The sequence below is a fragment of the Methylophilus sp. 'Pure River' genome, assembly GCF_046765995.1.
GTDB lineage: Bacteria > Pseudomonadota > Gammaproteobacteria > Burkholderiales > Methylophilaceae > Methylophilus.
Map to the genome: position 1 here is coordinate 208,635 of NZ_JBKOUE010000004.1, position 16,856 is coordinate 225,490.

The 16,856-nt window shown below is 51.1% G+C and carries 16 protein-coding genes; 9 read left to right on the forward strand and 7 right to left on the reverse strand.

The annotated features are described in order from the left end of the window. Positions 1 to 57 precede the first annotated feature (57 nt). The 4 genes from clpB to ACIDE9_RS06395 all read left to right on the forward strand — a co-directional run bounded on the left by clpB (position 58) and on the right by ACIDE9_RS06395 (position 4,052). Positions 58 to 2,640, forward strand: a complete 2,583-nt coding sequence (clpB, locus tag ACIDE9_RS06380) for an ATP-dependent chaperone ClpB (protein ID WP_411993585.1) — start codon at positions 58 to 60, stop codon at positions 2,638 to 2,640. A gap of 91 nt (positions 2,641 to 2,731) precedes the next feature. After that, positions 2,732 to 3,253, forward strand: a complete 522-nt coding sequence (locus tag ACIDE9_RS06385; protein ID WP_411993586.1) for a hypothetical protein — start codon at positions 2,732 to 2,734, stop codon at positions 3,251 to 3,253. A 51-nt stretch (positions 3,254 to 3,304) separates the two neighbouring features. Continuing rightward, entirely contained in the window at positions 3,305 to 3,724 is a 420-nt protein-coding gene (locus ACIDE9_RS06390) for a secondary thiamine-phosphate synthase enzyme YjbQ (RefSeq protein ID WP_194740530.1), read from the forward strand. Between the two features lie 85 nt (positions 3,725 to 3,809). After that, positions 3,810 to 4,052 carry a hypothetical protein gene (locus ACIDE9_RS06395; protein ID WP_411993588.1) on the forward strand — a complete coding sequence of 81 codons (243 nt, stop codon included), beginning with the start codon at positions 3,810 to 3,812 and terminating at the stop codon, positions 4,050 to 4,052. A gap of 21 nt (positions 4,053 to 4,073) precedes the next feature. Here ACIDE9_RS06395 and ACIDE9_RS06400 read toward each other — a convergent pair whose 3' ends face one another. Then, positions 4,074 to 5,456, reverse strand: coding sequence for a murein hydrolase activator EnvC family protein (locus tag ACIDE9_RS06400; protein ID WP_411993589.1), 1,383 nt, complete (start codon positions 5,454 to 5,456; stop codon positions 4,074 to 4,076). A gap of 17 nt (positions 5,457 to 5,473) precedes the next feature. Beyond that, positions 5,474 to 7,024, reverse strand: coding sequence for a 2,3-bisphosphoglycerate-independent phosphoglycerate mutase (gene gpmI, locus ACIDE9_RS06405; protein WP_411993590.1), 1,551 nt, complete (start codon positions 7,022 to 7,024; stop codon positions 5,474 to 5,476). A gap of 133 nt (positions 7,025 to 7,157) precedes the next feature. On the opposite strand from gpmI, the gene ACIDE9_RS06410 reads away from it, so the two are divergent. The 5 genes from ACIDE9_RS06410 to ACIDE9_RS06430 all read left to right on the forward strand — a co-directional run bounded on the left by ACIDE9_RS06410 (position 7,158) and on the right by ACIDE9_RS06430 (position 10,518). Next, the gene (locus ACIDE9_RS06410; protein WP_194753834.1) at positions 7,158 to 7,568 is read left to right on the forward strand and encodes a rhodanese-like domain-containing protein; all 411 of its coding nucleotides are present in this window, start codon (positions 7,158 to 7,160) and stop codon (positions 7,566 to 7,568) included. A gap of 36 nt (positions 7,569 to 7,604) precedes the next feature. Continuing rightward, the gene (gene grxC, locus ACIDE9_RS06415; protein ID WP_019881487.1) at positions 7,605 to 7,862 is read left to right on the forward strand and encodes a glutaredoxin 3; all 258 of its coding nucleotides are present in this window, start codon (positions 7,605 to 7,607) and stop codon (positions 7,860 to 7,862) included. Positions 7,863 to 7,958: 96 nt separating this feature from the next. After that, on the forward strand, positions 7,959 to 8,435 hold the full coding sequence (gene secB, locus ACIDE9_RS06420) for a protein-export chaperone SecB (protein WP_194740535.1): 477 nt from the start codon (positions 7,959 to 7,961) through the stop codon (positions 8,433 to 8,435). 58 nt (positions 8,436 to 8,493) lie between these two features. Further along, positions 8,494 to 9,486 (forward strand): NAD(P)H-dependent glycerol-3-phosphate dehydrogenase, encoded by a 993-nt coding sequence (locus ACIDE9_RS06425; protein WP_411993593.1) that lies wholly within the window; start codon positions 8,494 to 8,496, stop codon positions 9,484 to 9,486. A gap of 162 nt (positions 9,487 to 9,648) precedes the next feature. Beyond that, positions 9,649 to 10,518 carry an SdiA-regulated domain-containing protein gene (locus ACIDE9_RS06430; RefSeq protein WP_411993595.1) on the forward strand — a complete coding sequence of 290 codons (870 nt, stop codon included), beginning with the start codon at positions 9,649 to 9,651 and terminating at the stop codon, positions 10,516 to 10,518. Between the two features lie 50 nt (positions 10,519 to 10,568). Here ACIDE9_RS06430 and ACIDE9_RS06435 read toward each other — a convergent pair whose 3' ends face one another. The 5 genes from ACIDE9_RS06435 to ACIDE9_RS06455 form a co-directional block, all read right to left on the reverse strand. Continuing rightward, complete coding sequence (locus ACIDE9_RS06435; RefSeq protein ID WP_411993597.1) at positions 10,569 to 11,183, reverse strand: FKBP-type peptidyl-prolyl cis-trans isomerase; 615 nt, start codon at positions 11,181 to 11,183, stop codon at positions 10,569 to 10,571. A 238-nt stretch (positions 11,184 to 11,421) separates the two neighbouring features. Next, positions 11,422 to 13,059, reverse strand: a complete 1,638-nt coding sequence (groL, locus tag ACIDE9_RS06440) for a chaperonin GroEL (protein WP_194752934.1) — start codon at positions 13,057 to 13,059, stop codon at positions 11,422 to 11,424. A gap of 45 nt (positions 13,060 to 13,104) precedes the next feature. Beyond that, entirely contained in the window at positions 13,105 to 13,392 is a 288-nt protein-coding gene (locus ACIDE9_RS06445) for a co-chaperone GroES (protein ID WP_194740539.1), read from the reverse strand. Between the two features lie 393 nt (positions 13,393 to 13,785). Then, positions 13,786 to 14,643, reverse strand: coding sequence for a PEP-CTERM sorting domain-containing protein (locus ACIDE9_RS06450; RefSeq protein WP_411993599.1), 858 nt, complete (start codon positions 14,641 to 14,643; stop codon positions 13,786 to 13,788). 190 nt (positions 14,644 to 14,833) lie between these two features. After that, positions 14,834 to 16,828 carry a TonB-dependent receptor gene (locus ACIDE9_RS06455; protein WP_411993600.1) on the reverse strand — a complete coding sequence of 665 codons (1,995 nt, stop codon included), beginning with the start codon at positions 16,826 to 16,828 and terminating at the stop codon, positions 14,834 to 14,836. Between the last annotated feature and the right edge of the window lie 28 nt (positions 16,829 to 16,856).

Here is a 16,856-nt window from a genome sequence, read left to right on the forward strand (position 1 = left end):
TTATAGGGTTATCCAGCCGCACGCTGCGGCATGACTTTGAACAATGAAAGGGTTTGCATGCGTTTTGATAAACTCACCACCAAATTCCAACAGGCACTAGCCGATGCACAGAGCATGGCCGTGGGTGCCGATCATCCGACCATAGAAGCGCCACATTTGTTGCTGGCGATGTTAAATCAGGACGATAGCGGTGTGGCTGCGCTGCTGTCGCGTGCAGGCGCGCAAGTCAGTGCATTAAAAACCAGTTTGCAACAAGCCATAGATGCGCTGCCAAAAGTCAGCGAAAACAGTGGTGATGTGGCAGTTTCGCGTGACCTTAACAATCTGTTAAATGTCACCGACAAGCTCGCGCAGAAGAGTGGCGATAGCTATATTGCCAGCGAGATGTTTTTGCTGGCCCTGGCCGATGACAAAGGCAACACCGGCAAATTGCTCAAACAGCACGGCGTGAATAAGGCCGCGCTGGAGCAGGCGATTAAGGCCGTGCGCGGAAATGATGCCGTCAACAGCCAGGAAGCGGAGGGCCAGCGTGAAGCCTTGAAAAAATACACCCTGGACTTGACCGAGCGTGCACGTGCTGGCAAGTTGGACCCGGTGATTGGCCGTGACGACGAAATTCGCCGCGCGATCCAGGTATTGCAACGCCGTACCAAAAACAATCCGGTGCTGATCGGCGAGCCTGGTGTCGGTAAAACGGCTATTGTCGAAGGCCTGGCACAACGGATTGTGAATGGCGAAGTGCCAGACTCACTCAAAAACAAAAAAGTACTGAGTCTGGATATGGCTGCGTTGCTGGCGGGGGCCAAATACCGTGGCGAATTTGAAGAACGCTTAAAAGCCGTGCTCAAGGAGCTGGCGCAGGACGAAGGCCAGACCATCGTTTTTATTGACGAAATTCATACCATGGTCGGCGCCGGCAAGTCTGAAGGCGCGATGGATGCGGGCAATATGCTGAAACCAGCGCTGGCGCGCGGTGAGTTGCACTGTGTGGGCGCGACCACGCTGGATGAATACCGCAAATACATCGAAAAAGATGCTGCACTGGAGCGCCGTTTCCAGAAAGTATTGGTCGATGAGCCTAGTGTTGAGGCGACGATTGCGATTTTGCGTGGCTTGCAGGAGAAATACGAGCTGCACCATGGCGTAGAAATCACTGACCCGGCGATTGTGGCGGCGGCTGAATTGTCTAACCGTTATATCACAGACCGTTTCTTGCCGGATAAAGCCATCGACCTGATTGACGAGGCAGCTTCACGCATCAAGATGGAAATCGACTCCAAGCCTGAAGTGATGGATAAACTGGACCGCCGCCTGATTCAGCTCAAAATTGAGCGTGAAGCGGTGCGTCGTGAAAAGGACGAAGCCAGCCAGAAACGCTTTGGCCTGATTGAAGACGAAATCAGCAAGCTGGAAAAAGAGTACGCTGACCTGGAAGAAGTATGGAAAGCAGAAAAAGCAGCGGTGCAAGGCTCGGCTGGCGTTAAAGAGGCGATCGAAAAGATCAAGCTGGATATGGAAGCGGCCAAGCGCAAGGGCGATTGGCAAAAAGTCTCTGAGTTGCAATATGGCAAACTGCCACAGCTGGAAGCACAGTTAAAGCATGCTTCAACGGCCGAAGCCAATGGTGCAGTGAAACACAAGATGCTGCGCACCGAAGTCGGTGCGGATGAGATCGCCGAAGTAGTCAGCCGGGCGACGGGGATCCCTGTCAGCAAAATGATGACTGGTGAGCGCGAGAAACTGCTGAGTATGGAAAGCCGCTTGCACGAACGCGTGGTTGGACAGGATGAAGCGGTGCGCCTGGTGTCAGACGCGATTCGGCGTTCGCGTAGCGGCCTCAGTGACCCTAACCGTCCGTATGGTAGCTTCTTGTTTTTAGGGCCGACTGGCGTCGGTAAAACCGAGTTGTGCAAAGCGCTGGCTAATTTCCTGTTCGATAGCCCGGAGCACTTGGTGCGCATAGACATGAGCGAGTTTATGGAGAAGCATTCTGTCTCCCGCCTGATTGGCGCGCCGCCTGGCTACGTCGGTTACGAAGAAGGCGGTACGCTGACCGAAGCAGTACGCCGCAAACCGTATTCCGTTGTGTTGCTGGACGAAGTGGAAAAAGCGCACCCGGATGTGTTTAACGTGTTGCTGCAAGTGCTGGATGATGGGCGCCTGACCGATGGCCAGGGCCGCACGGTGGACTTTAAAAACACGGTGATTATTATGACCTCTAACCTGGGTAGCCAGATGATACAAAGTATGGCCGACCAGGATTACCAGGTGGTGAAACTGGCCGTGATGGGTGAGGTGAAAACCCACTTCCGTCCGGAGTTTATTAACCGTATTGATGAGGTCGTCGTATTCCACTCACTGGGCGAGGCACATGTGAAGTCTATTGCTAATATCCAGTTGCAATTGCTGGCCAAACGCCTGGCTGCGATGGATATGCAGTTGGAGATCAGCGATGCGGCACTGGCCGAGATAGCCAATGCCGGGTTTGACCCGGTATATGGTGCGCGGCCACTCAAACGGGCGATCCAGAGTGAGATTGAGAACCCGTTGGCACGTGAAATCCTGGCTGGGCAGTTTGCGGCTAAAGACACTATCCGCGTCGATTTTCAGGCCGGGAAAATGCAGTTCCGCAAGGCATGATGGATTCAGTGGTAGACTGAACCAGGTCGCAGATAAAAGGGTCATAGCGATATGACCCTTTACTTTTTATCGGGTGTAGAATGGGAACACTATGCGTTACTCACACTCTTTGCGTTTAATTTTTATCACGTTTTTGTTAACTGGACTGGCTGGTTGCGCCTCGCAACCACCACAACCTTTGCAAATTGACCGCATTTCGCCTGAGCAGCTCGCTGCGCTGGTGCCGCCTGCACAATCTACCCTGACGCTGGAGCAGGTTGTGGCCTTAAGCAAACAAGGCAAGAGTGATGCTGAGATTATTGAAGCAATTAAACAGTCACAATCACGCTATTCGCTCACGCCTTCAGATGTGTTGAGCTGGCACGAAAAAGGGATTTCCAAAGGCGTGCTTGATTACATGCAGCAAGCCAACGCATTGGCCGAGCAGAATGCTATTGCGGATGAAATTAACAAACGTGAAAAAGCCCGCGTAGAGTCTGATGCCAGGCTAAAACGCGAGCGCGATATGGCCAGATTGCGTAGTATGGACCCCTGGTTTTATGGTGGGCCTGGTTTTTACGGCGGCCCCTGGGGTTACCGACCTTATTGGGGTGGCGGCTGGCGTTATTGGTAAAAGTCATTTGGCATCCCTTGTATAATCAGGATTTTGCTTCTGGACTTCGCTATGCGACAACAGCACGAAACCCTTTCCATCAATGCCCAGGGGCGGCGTTTATACGATATCACGCCGCAAGTCCTGCAATGGGTGCAGCAATCCGGTATTCAAAGTGGTTTGCTCACCTTATATATTCAGCACACCTCCGCCAGTTTACTCATCAATGAAAACTATGACCGCGATGTGCTGGTGGACCTGGAAGCATTTTTTAATCGCCTGGTGCCGGACGGCGATGATTTGTTTATCCATACCGTAGAAGGCCCGGACGACATGCCTGCGCATGTGCGTACCGCGTTAACCCAAACCAGCCTGTCTATTCCGGTGTTGCAGGGCCGGGTTGCCTTAGGCCAATGGCAAGGTATTTTCCTGTTTGAACACCGCCATCTACCTGCCCGTCGCCGCGTGTTGATGCACGTGATGGGTGAGTAGTACGTTTTTTATTGTAGTAAAAGTATTGTGTCGGAAGTGTAGTGCCATGAAATATTGCGTCATTAAATCTTGTTCTAGCGTTATCTTGTCTGTTATCTGTGCAGTTTGCTTGGGCGGCTGTGAGCGCGAGGCCTCAACGCCGGAGGGAGCAGTAATCCAGTCGGCAAGCCCGGCCAATACTGCCGAAACGCCCTCGGCTGGCGGGTATGAACCTAGTGCGGATGAGCGCGTGCCAGGGATCACCATGTCACAGGAGGAGTTGGACAAGATTTATGCTGAAGCCAGGCGTAATATGCCGCTACCTGTCATTCCGCAAGACGCGAAATAGAGTGTTGCAACGCCCACAGAGCTAACGCACGCTGCTCCATTGCAGTGGATCAAAAGGAATACTGTTGCGACGCAGCTCGTAATACACACCATTTTCGGCATTACCGCCGCTATTGCCGACGGCGGCGATGGTATCGCCGGATTTGACGCTTTGCCCGGAAGCCTTGTAAAGCGCCTCGTTGTTGCCGTATAGGCTCATGTAACCATTGCCATGGTCGACCACGATCAGGTTGCCAAAACCGCGCATCCAGTCAGCAAACACCACTTGTCCGCCTGCCACCGATTTGACTTCACTGCCTTCTTTGGCGCGGATGAAAATACCTTTCCAACTGACGCCGGTATCGGCGCGTGCGGTGCCAAAGCGATTGATCACATCACCACGCACTGGCAGGCGCAGGCGACCGCGCAACTGGGAAAAGTTTTCTTTATTGGCGTTGTACTCTGGCAGTGTTTCGTTTTTGGCGATGACCGTATTACTTTGTGTATTGCTCTCACTGTCCTCTACATTCGTTTGCGGTGACCGCTCAAACGTCCGTCCGCCGGACTTTTTCTTACGTGCCAGTTCGGCCGCTTTTTTCGCCGCCGCTTCTTTTTCGCGCTTGGCTCTGGCCAGCGCTTCCTGTTCACGTTTCTTGGCTTCCGCCAGCAGGCGTTGGAACAACTGAGACAAGGCTTCTTCGTCTTTTTTCAGACGCACCATCTGTTGTTCTTGCGTTTCAATCTGCTTGGAAAGCTCGTTCAAGGCCTCCGTGCGACGTGACTTTTCACCTTCCAGTTTTTGCGTGGTTTCGCTGTATTGGCTGGCCAGACGCTCGGTTTCATGCAGTTGCTCGGTAGTGGCCGAACGCACGCGGTCTATCGCCTCCTGATTGTCTTGCAATGACTGAATCTGCTGCTGATGCGCTGCCGTGAGGTAACCCAGGTATTTCAGGTTGCGTGTGGTATTGGCCGGGTCTTGCTGTTGCAACAGCATTTGCAATGGGCTGTTGTTGCCATGGCGGTATTGCTGGTTGAGCTGCTGACTCAGGGCATTGCGTTGCTGGTTCACCTGGCGCTGCAACAGGGATAACTGCTTTTGCAGGTCTTGCAATTTGCCACGGTTTTCCTGTTGCGCATCCTGGATTTCGCGCAGTTTTTTACGAGAACTGCTGATGGCCGTTTCCGAGGCCTTTAGCGCCTCATGCGCATCTTGCTTGGCGACACGTGAGGCTTTAAGGGCGTTGGCCAGTTGCTGGATTTTTTCCTTGACCTGCTCCAGATCGCCTTTAGTCGTCTCGGCTTTATCATTGGCTGCGGCGTAGGCAGGCAGGGCAAAACTGCCCAGGCACAGGGCGAACCATGCGGCCAGGCAATAGCCCCATAGCCGTGTTGGCCGAGAGCTAATATGCGTTCCGAACTCAGGCATGCATCACGCGGCTCAGTTTAGGCCGCTGCATGGAGAGTGATCAGGTTTTTACCTGTCATTTCGGCGGGTTGCGGCACACCCATGAGCGACAACAAGGTCGGTGCGATGTCAGAGAGTGCGCCGCCTGATGTAATGGTGCCTGCGCGGCCGATATAGATAAACGGCACCAGATTCGTGGTGTGCTGGGTATGTGCCTGGTCGCTGGCATGGTCAAACATGCTTTCGGCGTTGCCGTGGTCGGCGGTAATAATCACTTCTGCCCCCATTTTTTGCGCCGCAGCAACCACGCGTCCCACGCAGGTGTCCAGTGTTTCTACCGCTTTAATGGCCGCTTGCAGGTTGCCGGTATGGCCGACCATATCGCCGTTAGCATAATTGCAGATCACCGCCTGGTATTGTTGCGACTCAATCGCAGCTACCAGTTTGTCTGTGACTTCTGGCGCGCTCATTTCTGGCTGTAAGTCGTAAGTGGTTACTTTGGGCGACGGCACCAGGATACGGTCTTCGCCTGCAAACACGGTTTCTTCGCCGCCATTAAAGAAGAAGGTGACGTGCGGGTATTTTTCAGTTTCGGCGATGCGTAGTTGTTTCAGCCCCAGATTGGACACATATTCGCCAAAGGTGTTGGGTACTGTAAATGGCGCAAATACTGGTTCGGCCAGGGCCTGGTTTTTGTCGTATTGCGTCAGCGTAAAGTAATGGCTGAAGCTCGGCACGCGGCTGCGTTCAAAACCGCTGAATTGCGGATTGAGTAGGGCATTGGTCAACTGGCGCGCGCGGTCACTCCTGAAGTTCATAAACACCAGGCAGTCGCCATCTTCCATGCGTACCGGTGCTGCATCGACGGCACGAATCGCCGTGCATTTGACGAATTCATCACTTTCATCACGTGCGTAAGCTTGTTGCAAAGCGGTCAGGCTGTCAGGCGCAATATAGTCAGACGTGCCGTTGACCAGCAGTTCATAAGCAACCGAGACACGCTCCCAGCGCTTGTCCCGATCCATGCCGTAAAAACGGCCACCCACAGAAGCGACTTTGCCTACGCCCAGTGTTTTCAGGTGGTCTTCCAGTGCTTGCAGGTAAGGCTGTGCACTTTTTGGTGGCGTGTCACGGCCATCAAGGAAGGCGTGTACATAGACCTTGCTCAGGCCTTGTTGCTTGGCCATCTCCAGGATGGCGTGAATATGCGGCTGGTAGCTATGTACGCCGCCGTCAGACAGCAAGCCCAGGATGTGCAGCGCTTTGTTGCTGGCCTTGAGTGCCTGCATGGCATTCATCAGGGCAGGCAGTTTAAAGAACTCACCGCTGCTGATGCTGTTATTAATGCGTTCAAAGTCTTGAAAGACAATACGTCCCGCCCCAATATTCAAGTGGCCTACTTCAGAGTTGCCCATCTGCCCATCTGGCAAACCAACGTAATGTTCAGAGGCATTGATCAATCCGTGTGGATGCGTGGCTTTCAAGCGGTCCAGATTCGGGGTGTTGGCTTGCAGCACGGCGTTGAATTCAGTGGTCTCGCTGTGACCAAAACCATCGAGGATGAGCAAAATGACAGGTTTGATAGACATGGCTAACAATCTTTAAAGTGGTGACGGAACGTCGGATTGATGAATTCGTCTATTATAATCGCAACCGCAGGCGACGCCTACCCAGCAAGGGCGCCGCCTGGTGTAAACATGACGAGAACAGGTGAGTGTACAAGTGGAGTTTTTTAGACAGAATGTATTATTAATTGGCCTGGCCATTGGCTCTGGTCTGGCCTTGTTGCTGCCTATGCTGAGTCGCTCAGCGGCAGGGATTTCTGTGCTTTCAGTCACTGAAGCAGTGATGCTGATGAGCAGAAAATCTGCGCTGGTGCTGGATGTGCGTGAGCCTGACGAGTTTGCCCAGGGGCATTTGCAGGGTGCGCGTAATGTACCGTTATCGCAATTATCTGCGCGCCTCAAGGAACTGGAAAAATTTCGCGATAAACCGGTGCTGGTTGTCTGCGAACGTGGCAGACGCGCCAATGCGGCGGCCAAATTGCTCAAGGCGCAAAATTTTACCGCCTTGAATGTACTCAAAGGCGGCATGCAGGCCTGGATAGAGGCCAAAATGCCGAGCAGCAAATAGCGCGGTTCAAGTAGTAATGTTTTTAAAAGGAATTGTATGGCTAAAGTCGTGATGTATACCTCCGCAGTATGTCCTTATTGCATCAATGCGGAACGCTTGCTGAAAAATAAAGGCGTGACCGAGATTGAAAAAATTCGTGTCGATTTGCAGCCGGAGTTGCGCGCTGAAATGATGGAAAAAACTGGCCGTCGTACTGTGCCGCAGATTTTTATCGGCGAGCAGCATGTGGGTGGCTTTGACGACTTGCACGCACTGGATGTACAAGGCGGCCTGGACCCATTGCTGGCGGCTTAAACCACATTGTTTTTTGTCACAAAAAACACATGGTCAGGCCGGGGATGTCCGGTTAGAATAGCGGCTTTGTGTATTGATAATTATTAAGGATAATTCATGGCTCAGGACTCACAGAACCAAACAGAACAAAACGCAGCACCGATTTTCAGCATTGAAAAATTGTATGTACACGATGCTTCAATTGAAGTGCCAAATGCGCCTGCCATTTTCACTGAGCGTGCAACTCCACAAATTAACGTAGAGCTGGGCAACAGCGCACAGCAAATCGAAGACGGTATTTTCAATGTGTCTATCAAAGTGACCGTGACTGCCAAAATCGAAGACAAAACCGCCTTTTTGGTAGAGGTGACACAATCCGGTATTTTCGCTATCCGCAACGTGCCACAAGAAAACATGGAGCCTATCCTGGCTGTGGCTTGCCCGAACATCTTGTTCCCATATGCGCGTGAAGCGATTTCTGACATGGTGACACGTGCAGGCTTTATGCCAGTGTTGTTGAACCCGATCAACTTCGAAGCGTTGTACCTGCAACAACAGCAACAAGCCGCGCAAGCTGCTGGCGCGCCTAACTAATTGATTCAATTAAAAGTACATCACTGATGCGTTCGGTGATGCTTCTGGGTAAAGTCAAATGAGTAAGGTCGCAGTTTTAGGAGCCGGTGCCTGGGGTACTGCGCTCGCCATGCATATCGCCCTGCAGCACGATGTGGTGCTGTGGGCGCGTAATAGCGGGCACGTTTCCGGCATGCGTAAGGCGCGTGCCAACCCGCTCTATCTGGGCGATTTTCCCTTTCCTGAAAAACTCACGGTAGACGATGACCTGGCTGCCGCCGTGCATGGCGCAGATTTAATTCTGTCGGTCGTGCCTACGGCTGGTTTTCGGCCTATTTTGCAACAACTCAAAGCCTTGGATATCACACAACCTTTGATCTGGGCCAATAAAGGCCTGGAACCGCAAACGGCAAAATTACCTTTTGAAGTAGCACAAGAAGAGTTAGGCGCAGACTACCCATGGGGCGTATTAAGCGGCCCCAGCTTTGCCGCTGAGTTGGTGCGTGGCTTGCCTACCGCCATTACACTGGCGGCGAACCACCGCGAACTGGCGCAACAGGCAGCACAGCTGATTCATGGCGGTTGCTTGCGTGTCTACGATAGCGTCGATGTCGTGGGTGCTTCTGTGGGAGGCGCCGTGAAGAACGTGATGGCGATTGCCGCGGGTATTTCGGATGGTATGGGCTTTGGTAACAATGCACGCGCTGCCATGATTACGCGTGGTCTGGCCGAAATTACGCGTTTTGGTATGGCCTTGGGCGCTAAGTCAGAAACATTTATGGGCCTGGCTGGTGCGGGCGATCTGATATTGACCTGTACCGGTCAATATTCACGTAACCGCGAAGTTGGCTTGCAGCTCGCTTCTGGCAAATCCCTTGAAAGCATCCTGGCGGGTTTAGGGCATGTGGCTGAAGGCGTGAACACCGCGCGCGAAGTGATGCGTCGTGCTGAAACCATAGGCGTGGAAATGCCGATTACGTTTGAAGTGAATCAATTGCTGACTAACCAGAAAACCGCGCAAGAGGCGGTGAGTGCATTACTGGGCCGCGGTCAGCGTCAAGAGTCCGTTTAATTGCTATCTGGTAGCCATTTTCTGGCTGCCTTAACCCTTCATTACACAAACGCTGGAACTTGGTGCAAGTAATCGAGTCAGCCTTAAGGTGTTAAATCATCAGGTTGAAAAAGCGTGCAGTATCAAAAGAAGTGGTTAGTCAGAGCCGGAGTAATATTCAGTGTGTTGGCAGGGTTGCTATCCATGCTGTATGTACTGAAAGCAGAAGCCCTTGCCTGGCATCTATGGCATCAATTGCATAGCCCGGATCATCATGGACTGGATTTGGCCAACTACCAGGTCGCCATTGAGGCCAAACCACTGGCCCATTATCAAAACACTTCCGGATTGACCTTTAATCACGAAACTGGCACATTGTTTACCGTGCTCAATGATATGAGCATGATTGTCGAATTGAGTCGTGATGGCGTCCCACTGCGCGAGATTAAAGTGCATGGTGCCGATGACCTGGAAGGCATTACCCACGTTGAGCAGGATTATTATGTCGTTGCTGACGAACGGGAAAATAAGTTGTGGTTACTACAGATTAAGCCGGAAACGCGTGAAATTTCAATTGATGATGCTAGTCTACTGCGATTTGGTATGCATGAGCGAGGCAACAAGAATTTTGAAGGGGTTTCCTGGGACAGCGTCCACCATCGGCTGATTGTGGTGAAGGAACGTGATCCCAAATATGTCATCTCAGTGAGTGGCTTGTATGATCCCGAGCACAAAAAACAAAATACGATTGAAGTTGAGCGGCTGAAGCAATTTGATGGTGCGTTGAAGTGGGCACTACGGGATTTGTCTTCTGTGACCTATCATGAAAAATCCGGGCATCTGTTCTTGCTCAGTGATGAGTCCAAGTTGCTGAAACAATTTAACGAATCCGGACAAACTATGGGCTCACTTGCGCTCTGGAAAGGCTTTCATGGCCTGCATCAAAGTGTGCCGCAAGCGGAAGGTGTTGCGATTGATGATGAGGGAAGTGTTTATATCGTCAGTGAGCCTAATTTGTTCTACGTATTCAAGCCGCAGCCCCTTGCAAGGTGAGGCCAATAAAAAAACCCGCTTCAGCGGGTTTTTTTATTCACTGGTTCGGCTTACTCAATGCCCAGTAATTCTACTTGAAACACCAAGGTAGCATCCGGGCCAATCACCGGGCCGCTGCCATTTGCACCGTAGGCTAAATGTGATGGAATCGTCAGCTCAAACTTGCTGCCTACATTCATCAGTTGCAAGCCTTCTACCCAGCCTGCAATCACGCCGGTGACCGGGAATACAATCGGTTCGCCACGCTCATAAGAGCTGTCAAACACCGTGCCGTCAGTCAGCGTGCCGTGGTAATGTACTTTCACGCGATCGCTAGTGGTTGGCTTGGCGCCGTTACCTGCTTCCAACTGCTTGTATTGCAGGCCGCTTGCCGTCGTTGTCACGCCTTCTTTTTTAGCATTGTCTGCCAGATAGGCTTCGCCTTCAGCTTTGTTTTTAGCAAGCGCAGCCGTCCGTCTGTCCTGGCTCTCTTGTTGCACCTGCTCGACGGTGCTTCTTTTTTCATCATCCGTTAAGCGAGATGGCTGGTCAGACATGACATCTTTCACAGCGAGTGCGACCACTTCTGCGTCCAGTTCGAGGCCATCATTTTTAAGTTGATGCGCCAGGTTTTCGCCAACGATGTAGCTCAGGCGCTGAGTGAGGGTATCTAATTGATTTGCCATGGTGTGTTCTTTCGTTATTTAAATAGGACGCCTGGGGGCGTGAGTGGAAATTTAATCCATCATTATGACGGAGAGTGGTTGATAAAACAAAACCCGCAAAAGCGGGTTTTGTTTAAATGCTGCTTAGGGCATTTTGCGTTAAGCAGGAAAGTGAGGCAAGGCGCGCAAGTCGAAGACAATACAATTAGTATGGCAAGACTTGCGCAACGCAGTATCACTGAACTGCTTAAATGCAAAATTACATCATACCGCCCATGCCGCCCATCCCACCCATATCCGGTGCTGCAGGTGCATCTTCTTTAGGCAGTTCAGCAACCATGCAGTCAGTGGTCAGCATCAAGCCAGCCACTGAAGCCGCATTTTGCAGCGCAGAACGTGTTACTTTGGTTGGATCCAGTACGCCCATTTCAACCATGTCGCCATAGGTTTCGTTGGCAGCGTTGTAGCCGTAGTTGCCTTTGCCAGCAGCCACGTTGTTCACCACAACAGATGGCTCAACACCAGCGTTTTGAGTGATTTGGCGCAATGGCTCTTCAACGGCGCGCAGTACGATTTTGATACCAGCATCTTGATCCAGGTTGTCACCTTTCACTTTGGCAATCGCCTCGCGAGCACGAATCAGGGCTACGCCGCCGCCAGCAACGATGCCTTCTTCAACGGCAGCGCGGGTTGCGTGCAATGCATCTTCAACACGGGCTTTTTTCTCTTTCATTTCGATTTCAGTCGTTGCGCCAACCTTGATCACCGCAACACCGCCAGCCAGTTTGGCCACGCGCTCTTGCAGTTTTTCACGGTCGTAGTCGCTGGTTGCTTCTTCGATTTGAGTTTTGATCTGGCCGATACGGGCTTTGATCGCTTCTTCGTTGCCAGCGCCGTCGATGATGATGGTATTTTCTTTACCCACTTCGATGCGTTTTGCCTGGCCCAGGTCATGCAGTTGTACGGCTTCCAGTTTCAAGCCAACTTCTTCAGAAATCACTGTGCCACCAGTCAAAATAGCGATATCTTCCAACATGGCTTTACGACGGTCACCGAAACCAGGCGCTTTCACAGCCGTTGTTTTCAGGATGCCACGGATGTTGTTCACAACCAGGGTTGCCAATGCTTCGCCGTCTACATCTTCAGCAATGATCAATAATGGACGGCCAGCTTTCGCTACTTGCTCCAAGGTTGGCAGCAGGTCACGGATGTTGGAGATTTTTTTGTCGTGCAACAACACAAAAGGATTGTCCAGCAATGCGATTTGGCGCTCTGGATTGTTGATGAAGTAAGGGGACAGGTAGCCACGGTCAAACTGCATACCTTCAACCACGTCCAGCTCGTTAGTCAGGCCTGAACCGTCTTCAACGGTGATCACACCTTCTTTACCTACTTTGTCCATCGCATCAGCAATGATTTGGCCAACAGAGGTGTCGGAGTTAGCAGAAATAGCACCCACTTGGGCGATTTCTTTGCTGGTAGTACATGGTTTGGATTGTGCTTTCAGGTCAGCAACAGCTGCTTCAACCGCTTTGTCGATACCGCGTTTCAGATCCATTGGGTTCATGCCAGCAGCAACAGATTTCATGCCTTCGCGGATGATCGCTTGTGCCAATACCGTTGCAGTGGTTGTGCCGTCACCAGCGATATCATTGGTTTTAGAAGCCACTTCTTTCACCATCTGTGCGCCCATGTTTTCGAATTTGTCTTTCAATTCGATTTCTTTGGCAACAGATACACCATCTTTAGTAATGGTCGGCGCGCCGAAAGAACGCTCCAATACCACGTTGCGGCCTTTAGGGCCCAGAGTCACACGCACTGCGTTAGCCAATACGTTGACACCATTTACCATCTTTTGGCGAACGTCATCACCAAATCTTACGTCTTTAGCTGCCATTTAAATTCTCCTAAATTTCAAATGTTTGGGATTAGTTGTGAGTGATTACTCAACAATCGCCATGATGTCTTCTTCACGCATGACCAACAGCTCTTCGCCGTTAACCTTTACAGTCTGGCCAGAGTATTTGCCGAACAACACTTTGTCGCCGACTTTGACGTCCAAAGGAATTGCTTTACCGTTGTCGTCTTTTTTACCATTGCCTACTGCCTGCACCACACCTTGGTCTGGTTTCTCGGTAGCGCTGTCTGGAATCACAATGCCAGAAGCGGTTGTGCGCTCTTCAGCAGCGCGTTTAACGATCACTCGATCGTGCAATGGACGAATACTCATGAATGTCTCCTTGGAGTTTTCTTAAAGTGTTATTAGGTTAAATGTGGGGGGTACAACAAATTCAATAAAAGCGGTACGCATTTTAGCACTCGCGCACCTTGATTGCTAATTGGGGATAGGCTTTTTTGATTTCAAGAGCAAACACGCAAAATTTTTATGGGTATGGGTCGTTTGTAATTTAACTTGGGATTTTTGCAATGCAAGTCGAGAGCGTCATTGCAATAAAGTCATTGAGTTAACGAATGGCTTTAGCTAAACCTTGCAACGAAAGGCGTTTTTGGCGAGTTTGAGATCGAGTTTGAGATGTAGATGAATAAATGGATTGACGGTGATGAAGTGGGCAATTAAGCATCATCCGCACCTACAAAACGAATGCAGGTGCGGAAAATTAAATCAGACTCTACGGCGGCGAACTGTTGCGCCGATGACACCCAGGCCAGCCAAGAGCAGGGATATGCTCTCTGATTCTGGCACTGGCGTCACCGAAACCACGTCAAAACTTAAGGTGGGTAATGCTTGCCCTTGTCCACCAGTGAAAATAATCATGCCCAAAGTGTCGGCGGTACTCATCAGATAAAATGAAGTCTCTTTGTTGGTGCCGGTTGCTGATGCTGAGAGGATGTCAGCGAAGAACGACGAGTCTGATGCAAGGCTATAGCTCAAGCTGACGTATCCGCTGCCACCGACAGGCACTGCAAAGGTTTCCGACCCCAGCAGTGCGGTGCTACCTGCCCAGCTTTGTAGCGCTGTAGCGTTGCTGGCGTAGACTGGGTTGAGTTGGCGATCAGTCGGTGTGCCTTTGGATTGTGCCCAGTCGTCATTGCCCATCCAGTAAATATCGAATGTTCCAGAGCCAATGCCAAAGCGTGAGTTGTTCTGAACAGAGTATGAGGATGTAAAGGAGAGGCTGGCGTTAGCGACATTCCAGTTGCCAGCACCATAGGTGGTGTTTAGAGACTCGACAATCGAGCCGATATTAAAGCTGAAGGCTTCGTTAGCTGCCAACGCATTGCCCCCGGTATTGGTCTTGGAGAGGTTGCCCTGAACGCCACCTGCACCACCGGCCCATCCCCAGCCATCGACGGCGCTGTAACTTGAAAATATCATGTCGCTGGCCGTTGATCCCGCGCCGCCAAGCCCTCCGCTACCCACAATCGAAATGCTTTCATGTGTCAGCGTCGCTGCACTCACATTTCCGATAAAGGTTGCGGCAAGCAACCCTAGAAGGATGGTTGGTAGATGTTTGTTCACTTTAAGACTCCTACTCGTTGTTGAGAAAATGAATGGGCACTTATAGTGTTCCCCTATACCCATTATACATATCGTTATATTCAAGTTTATATAGCGATGTCGCCAGCATTATTTGCTTGGATTGGTTCGTGCCCTAGGATTGTGGCAATGTAACGAAGCGGATATTGATCTTCAATGAATAGAGGCTCATCTAAAACTTGAAGGTGACGCCAACCTCCGCATACCGACCTGGTGCAACAAGGAATGCCGCTGTGTAATATTGTTGATTGAACAGGTTTAGAACTTTGACGTAGTAGTCGTTATTTCCCACGGTCTTATTCACCTTCAAATCAACTACGTGGTAGCTCGGCAAATTTTGGGTGCCGAAAAAAGTAGCGACCCCATTCACCACGTTAGTGTAATTTCCATCACTACTGGCGTTGCCGCTACCCTGGCTATACATGCTTCTCACCGGCCCAACATAGTTTACGTTCGCATGTGCGGTGAAGCCGCCCCCGGTGTAATTGACACCATATGAGAATTTACGCAATGGAATATCGGCCACTTGCAATTTCATCTCCGTGTCATAAGCATTTGTATAAGAGTAATTTGCAAATGCCCTAATGCTTTCACCAATCATTTGGCTAAATTCCGCCTCGTAGCCCACCATTTCAACTTCGGGTATGTTGAAGTACTGGGTATGCCCGCCACCCCCGCCTGCACCTTTGATCATGTTCGTAATGCGTCGGTTGAATCCCGTCAGGCCAAACCGAAGTCCAAAGTCTGTTGAAGCCTCTATCCCCACTTCACGATTGAGACCTATTTCTGGCAAAACAGGCGCACCAAAGTAAGGAATAATCGTCCCTCCGCTATTCAAGGGAGCCAGTGCGGGTGCAGATCTTTCCATCGCGGTGGGGGCTCTGAAACTCTTCCCGATGGAAGCACGTAGCGCAATACTTTCGATTGGCCTGAAATTCAAAGCCAACACTGGATCGTCGGATGAATAAACACCTTTCTGCTCTTTATTGGCAGGTCTCGTCCATGTGACGTTCTTGACAGCGACATGATCTTCGACTTCATTGTGCCGAAAGCCTAAGCTCATACTGAGTTGGCGGGTGACATTCCACACGTCTTGCAGATAATAACTCTTGGCTGTGTAATTGTAGTCGCCACTGGCATAAGTCACCGGAGGAGTGCCTGGTGGCAGAGGGGTTTGCTCCTCAAAGCGCCGTCTTTCTTCCGTATATCCCCAAGTGGCTGTATTGGCTTTGCCGATCCTGATCGTGTGTTGCAATTCATAGCCAGTCGTATTGCCACTCCAGTCTATTTGCTGGAAACCGGATGTTGTGAGCAAACTACTTAATTCGGACCGAAAAACTTTCAAACTGATATCGTTATTTTCGTTCAGCTTCTGGTTATATACGGTGCCCAAATATGATTCCTTGATAGGGTCATATCCCCAGTCATAAGTGGGACCACCACCGGTGGCGCCCCCACCGAAATAATTGTTTTGCATGCCCCCACCGGGATACCCCACACGCGCTGTTGCGTTATATCGGTTCGGCAATTGCCTCGTCGTTTCCGAATGTGATCCGAACACAGTAAGAGAAGCCTTGGGATTGATATCCCACTTCAGTTTTCCGTTGAGGTATTGCGAGTCTTCGGCCGTATGGCTTTTAAAGCCCCCGATGTTGTTCGGATTGTCGTCATAGCCGTCTGTGCTGCTCAGCTTCGCGCCAAGGTAATAGCTGACACTTTCGGTGCCTCCAGCCAGCGAGGCCGAATATATTTCTGAACCCCAGCTTCCCTTAGCTAGCCCCAGCGAGCCGGAAAGTTTTCCGCTGGCATTTTTCGTTGTGATGAATATCACGCCACCGGGCGCATTGCTGCCGTAAATGACGGGAACGGGCCCCTTGAATATTTCGATTTTCTCAATGTTGTCAGTGGGGATGATAGACAAATCGATTCTTGCGTCCCCGCCGCCGTTGATCATCACTCCATCGATAATGACCTTGGTGCTATTGGCATCGCTACCGCGTATCTGCGATACCTTTCGCCCCTTCACATTGCTGCCGGTCACGTACAGACCTGCGACATCCTTCACGGCCTCATCTACCGTTTGCGCCCCTTTGGCCTTGATCTCTTCCGCCGTCACAACCGTTGTTTTCACGGGGATTGCGAGTGGATTAAGCTTTTTACCAGTCACTACGACATCACTCAGCTCTATATGGTCA

Excerpts from the sequence above, each read along its gene's own strand:
- clpB (WP_411993585.1), top strand. The coding sequence starts at position 58 with ATGCGTTTTGATAAACTCACCACCAAATTCCAACAGGCACTAGCCGAT.
- ACIDE9_RS06385 (WP_411993586.1), top strand. The coding sequence starts at position 2,732 with ATGCGTTACTCACACTCTTTGCGTTTAATTTTTATCACGTTTTTGTTA.
- ACIDE9_RS06390 (WP_194740530.1), top strand. The coding sequence starts at position 3,305 with ATGCGACAACAGCACGAAACCCTTTCCATCAATGCCCAGGGGCGGCGT.
- ACIDE9_RS06400 (WP_411993589.1), bottom strand. The coding sequence starts at position 5,456 with ATGCCTGAGTTCGGAACGCATATTAGCTCTCGGCCAACACGGCTATGG.
- gpmI (WP_411993590.1), bottom strand. The coding sequence starts at position 7,024 with ATGTCTATCAAACCTGTCATTTTGCTCATCCTCGATGGTTTTGGTCAC.
- grxC (WP_019881487.1), top strand. The coding sequence starts at position 7,605 with ATGGCTAAAGTCGTGATGTATACCTCCGCAGTATGTCCTTATTGCATC.
- secB (WP_194740535.1), top strand. The coding sequence starts at position 7,959 with ATGGCTCAGGACTCACAGAACCAAACAGAACAAAACGCAGCACCGATT.
- ACIDE9_RS06425 (WP_411993593.1), top strand. The coding sequence starts at position 8,494 with ATGAGTAAGGTCGCAGTTTTAGGAGCCGGTGCCTGGGGTACTGCGCTC.
- ACIDE9_RS06435 (WP_411993597.1), bottom strand. The coding sequence starts at position 11,183 with ATGGCAAATCAATTAGATACCCTCACTCAGCGCCTGAGCTACATCGTT.
- groL (WP_194752934.1), bottom strand. The coding sequence starts at position 13,059 with ATGGCAGCTAAAGACGTAAGATTTGGTGATGACGTTCGCCAAAAGATG.
- ACIDE9_RS06445 (WP_194740539.1), bottom strand. The coding sequence starts at position 13,392 with ATGAGTATTCGTCCATTGCACGATCGAGTGATCGTTAAACGCGCTGCT.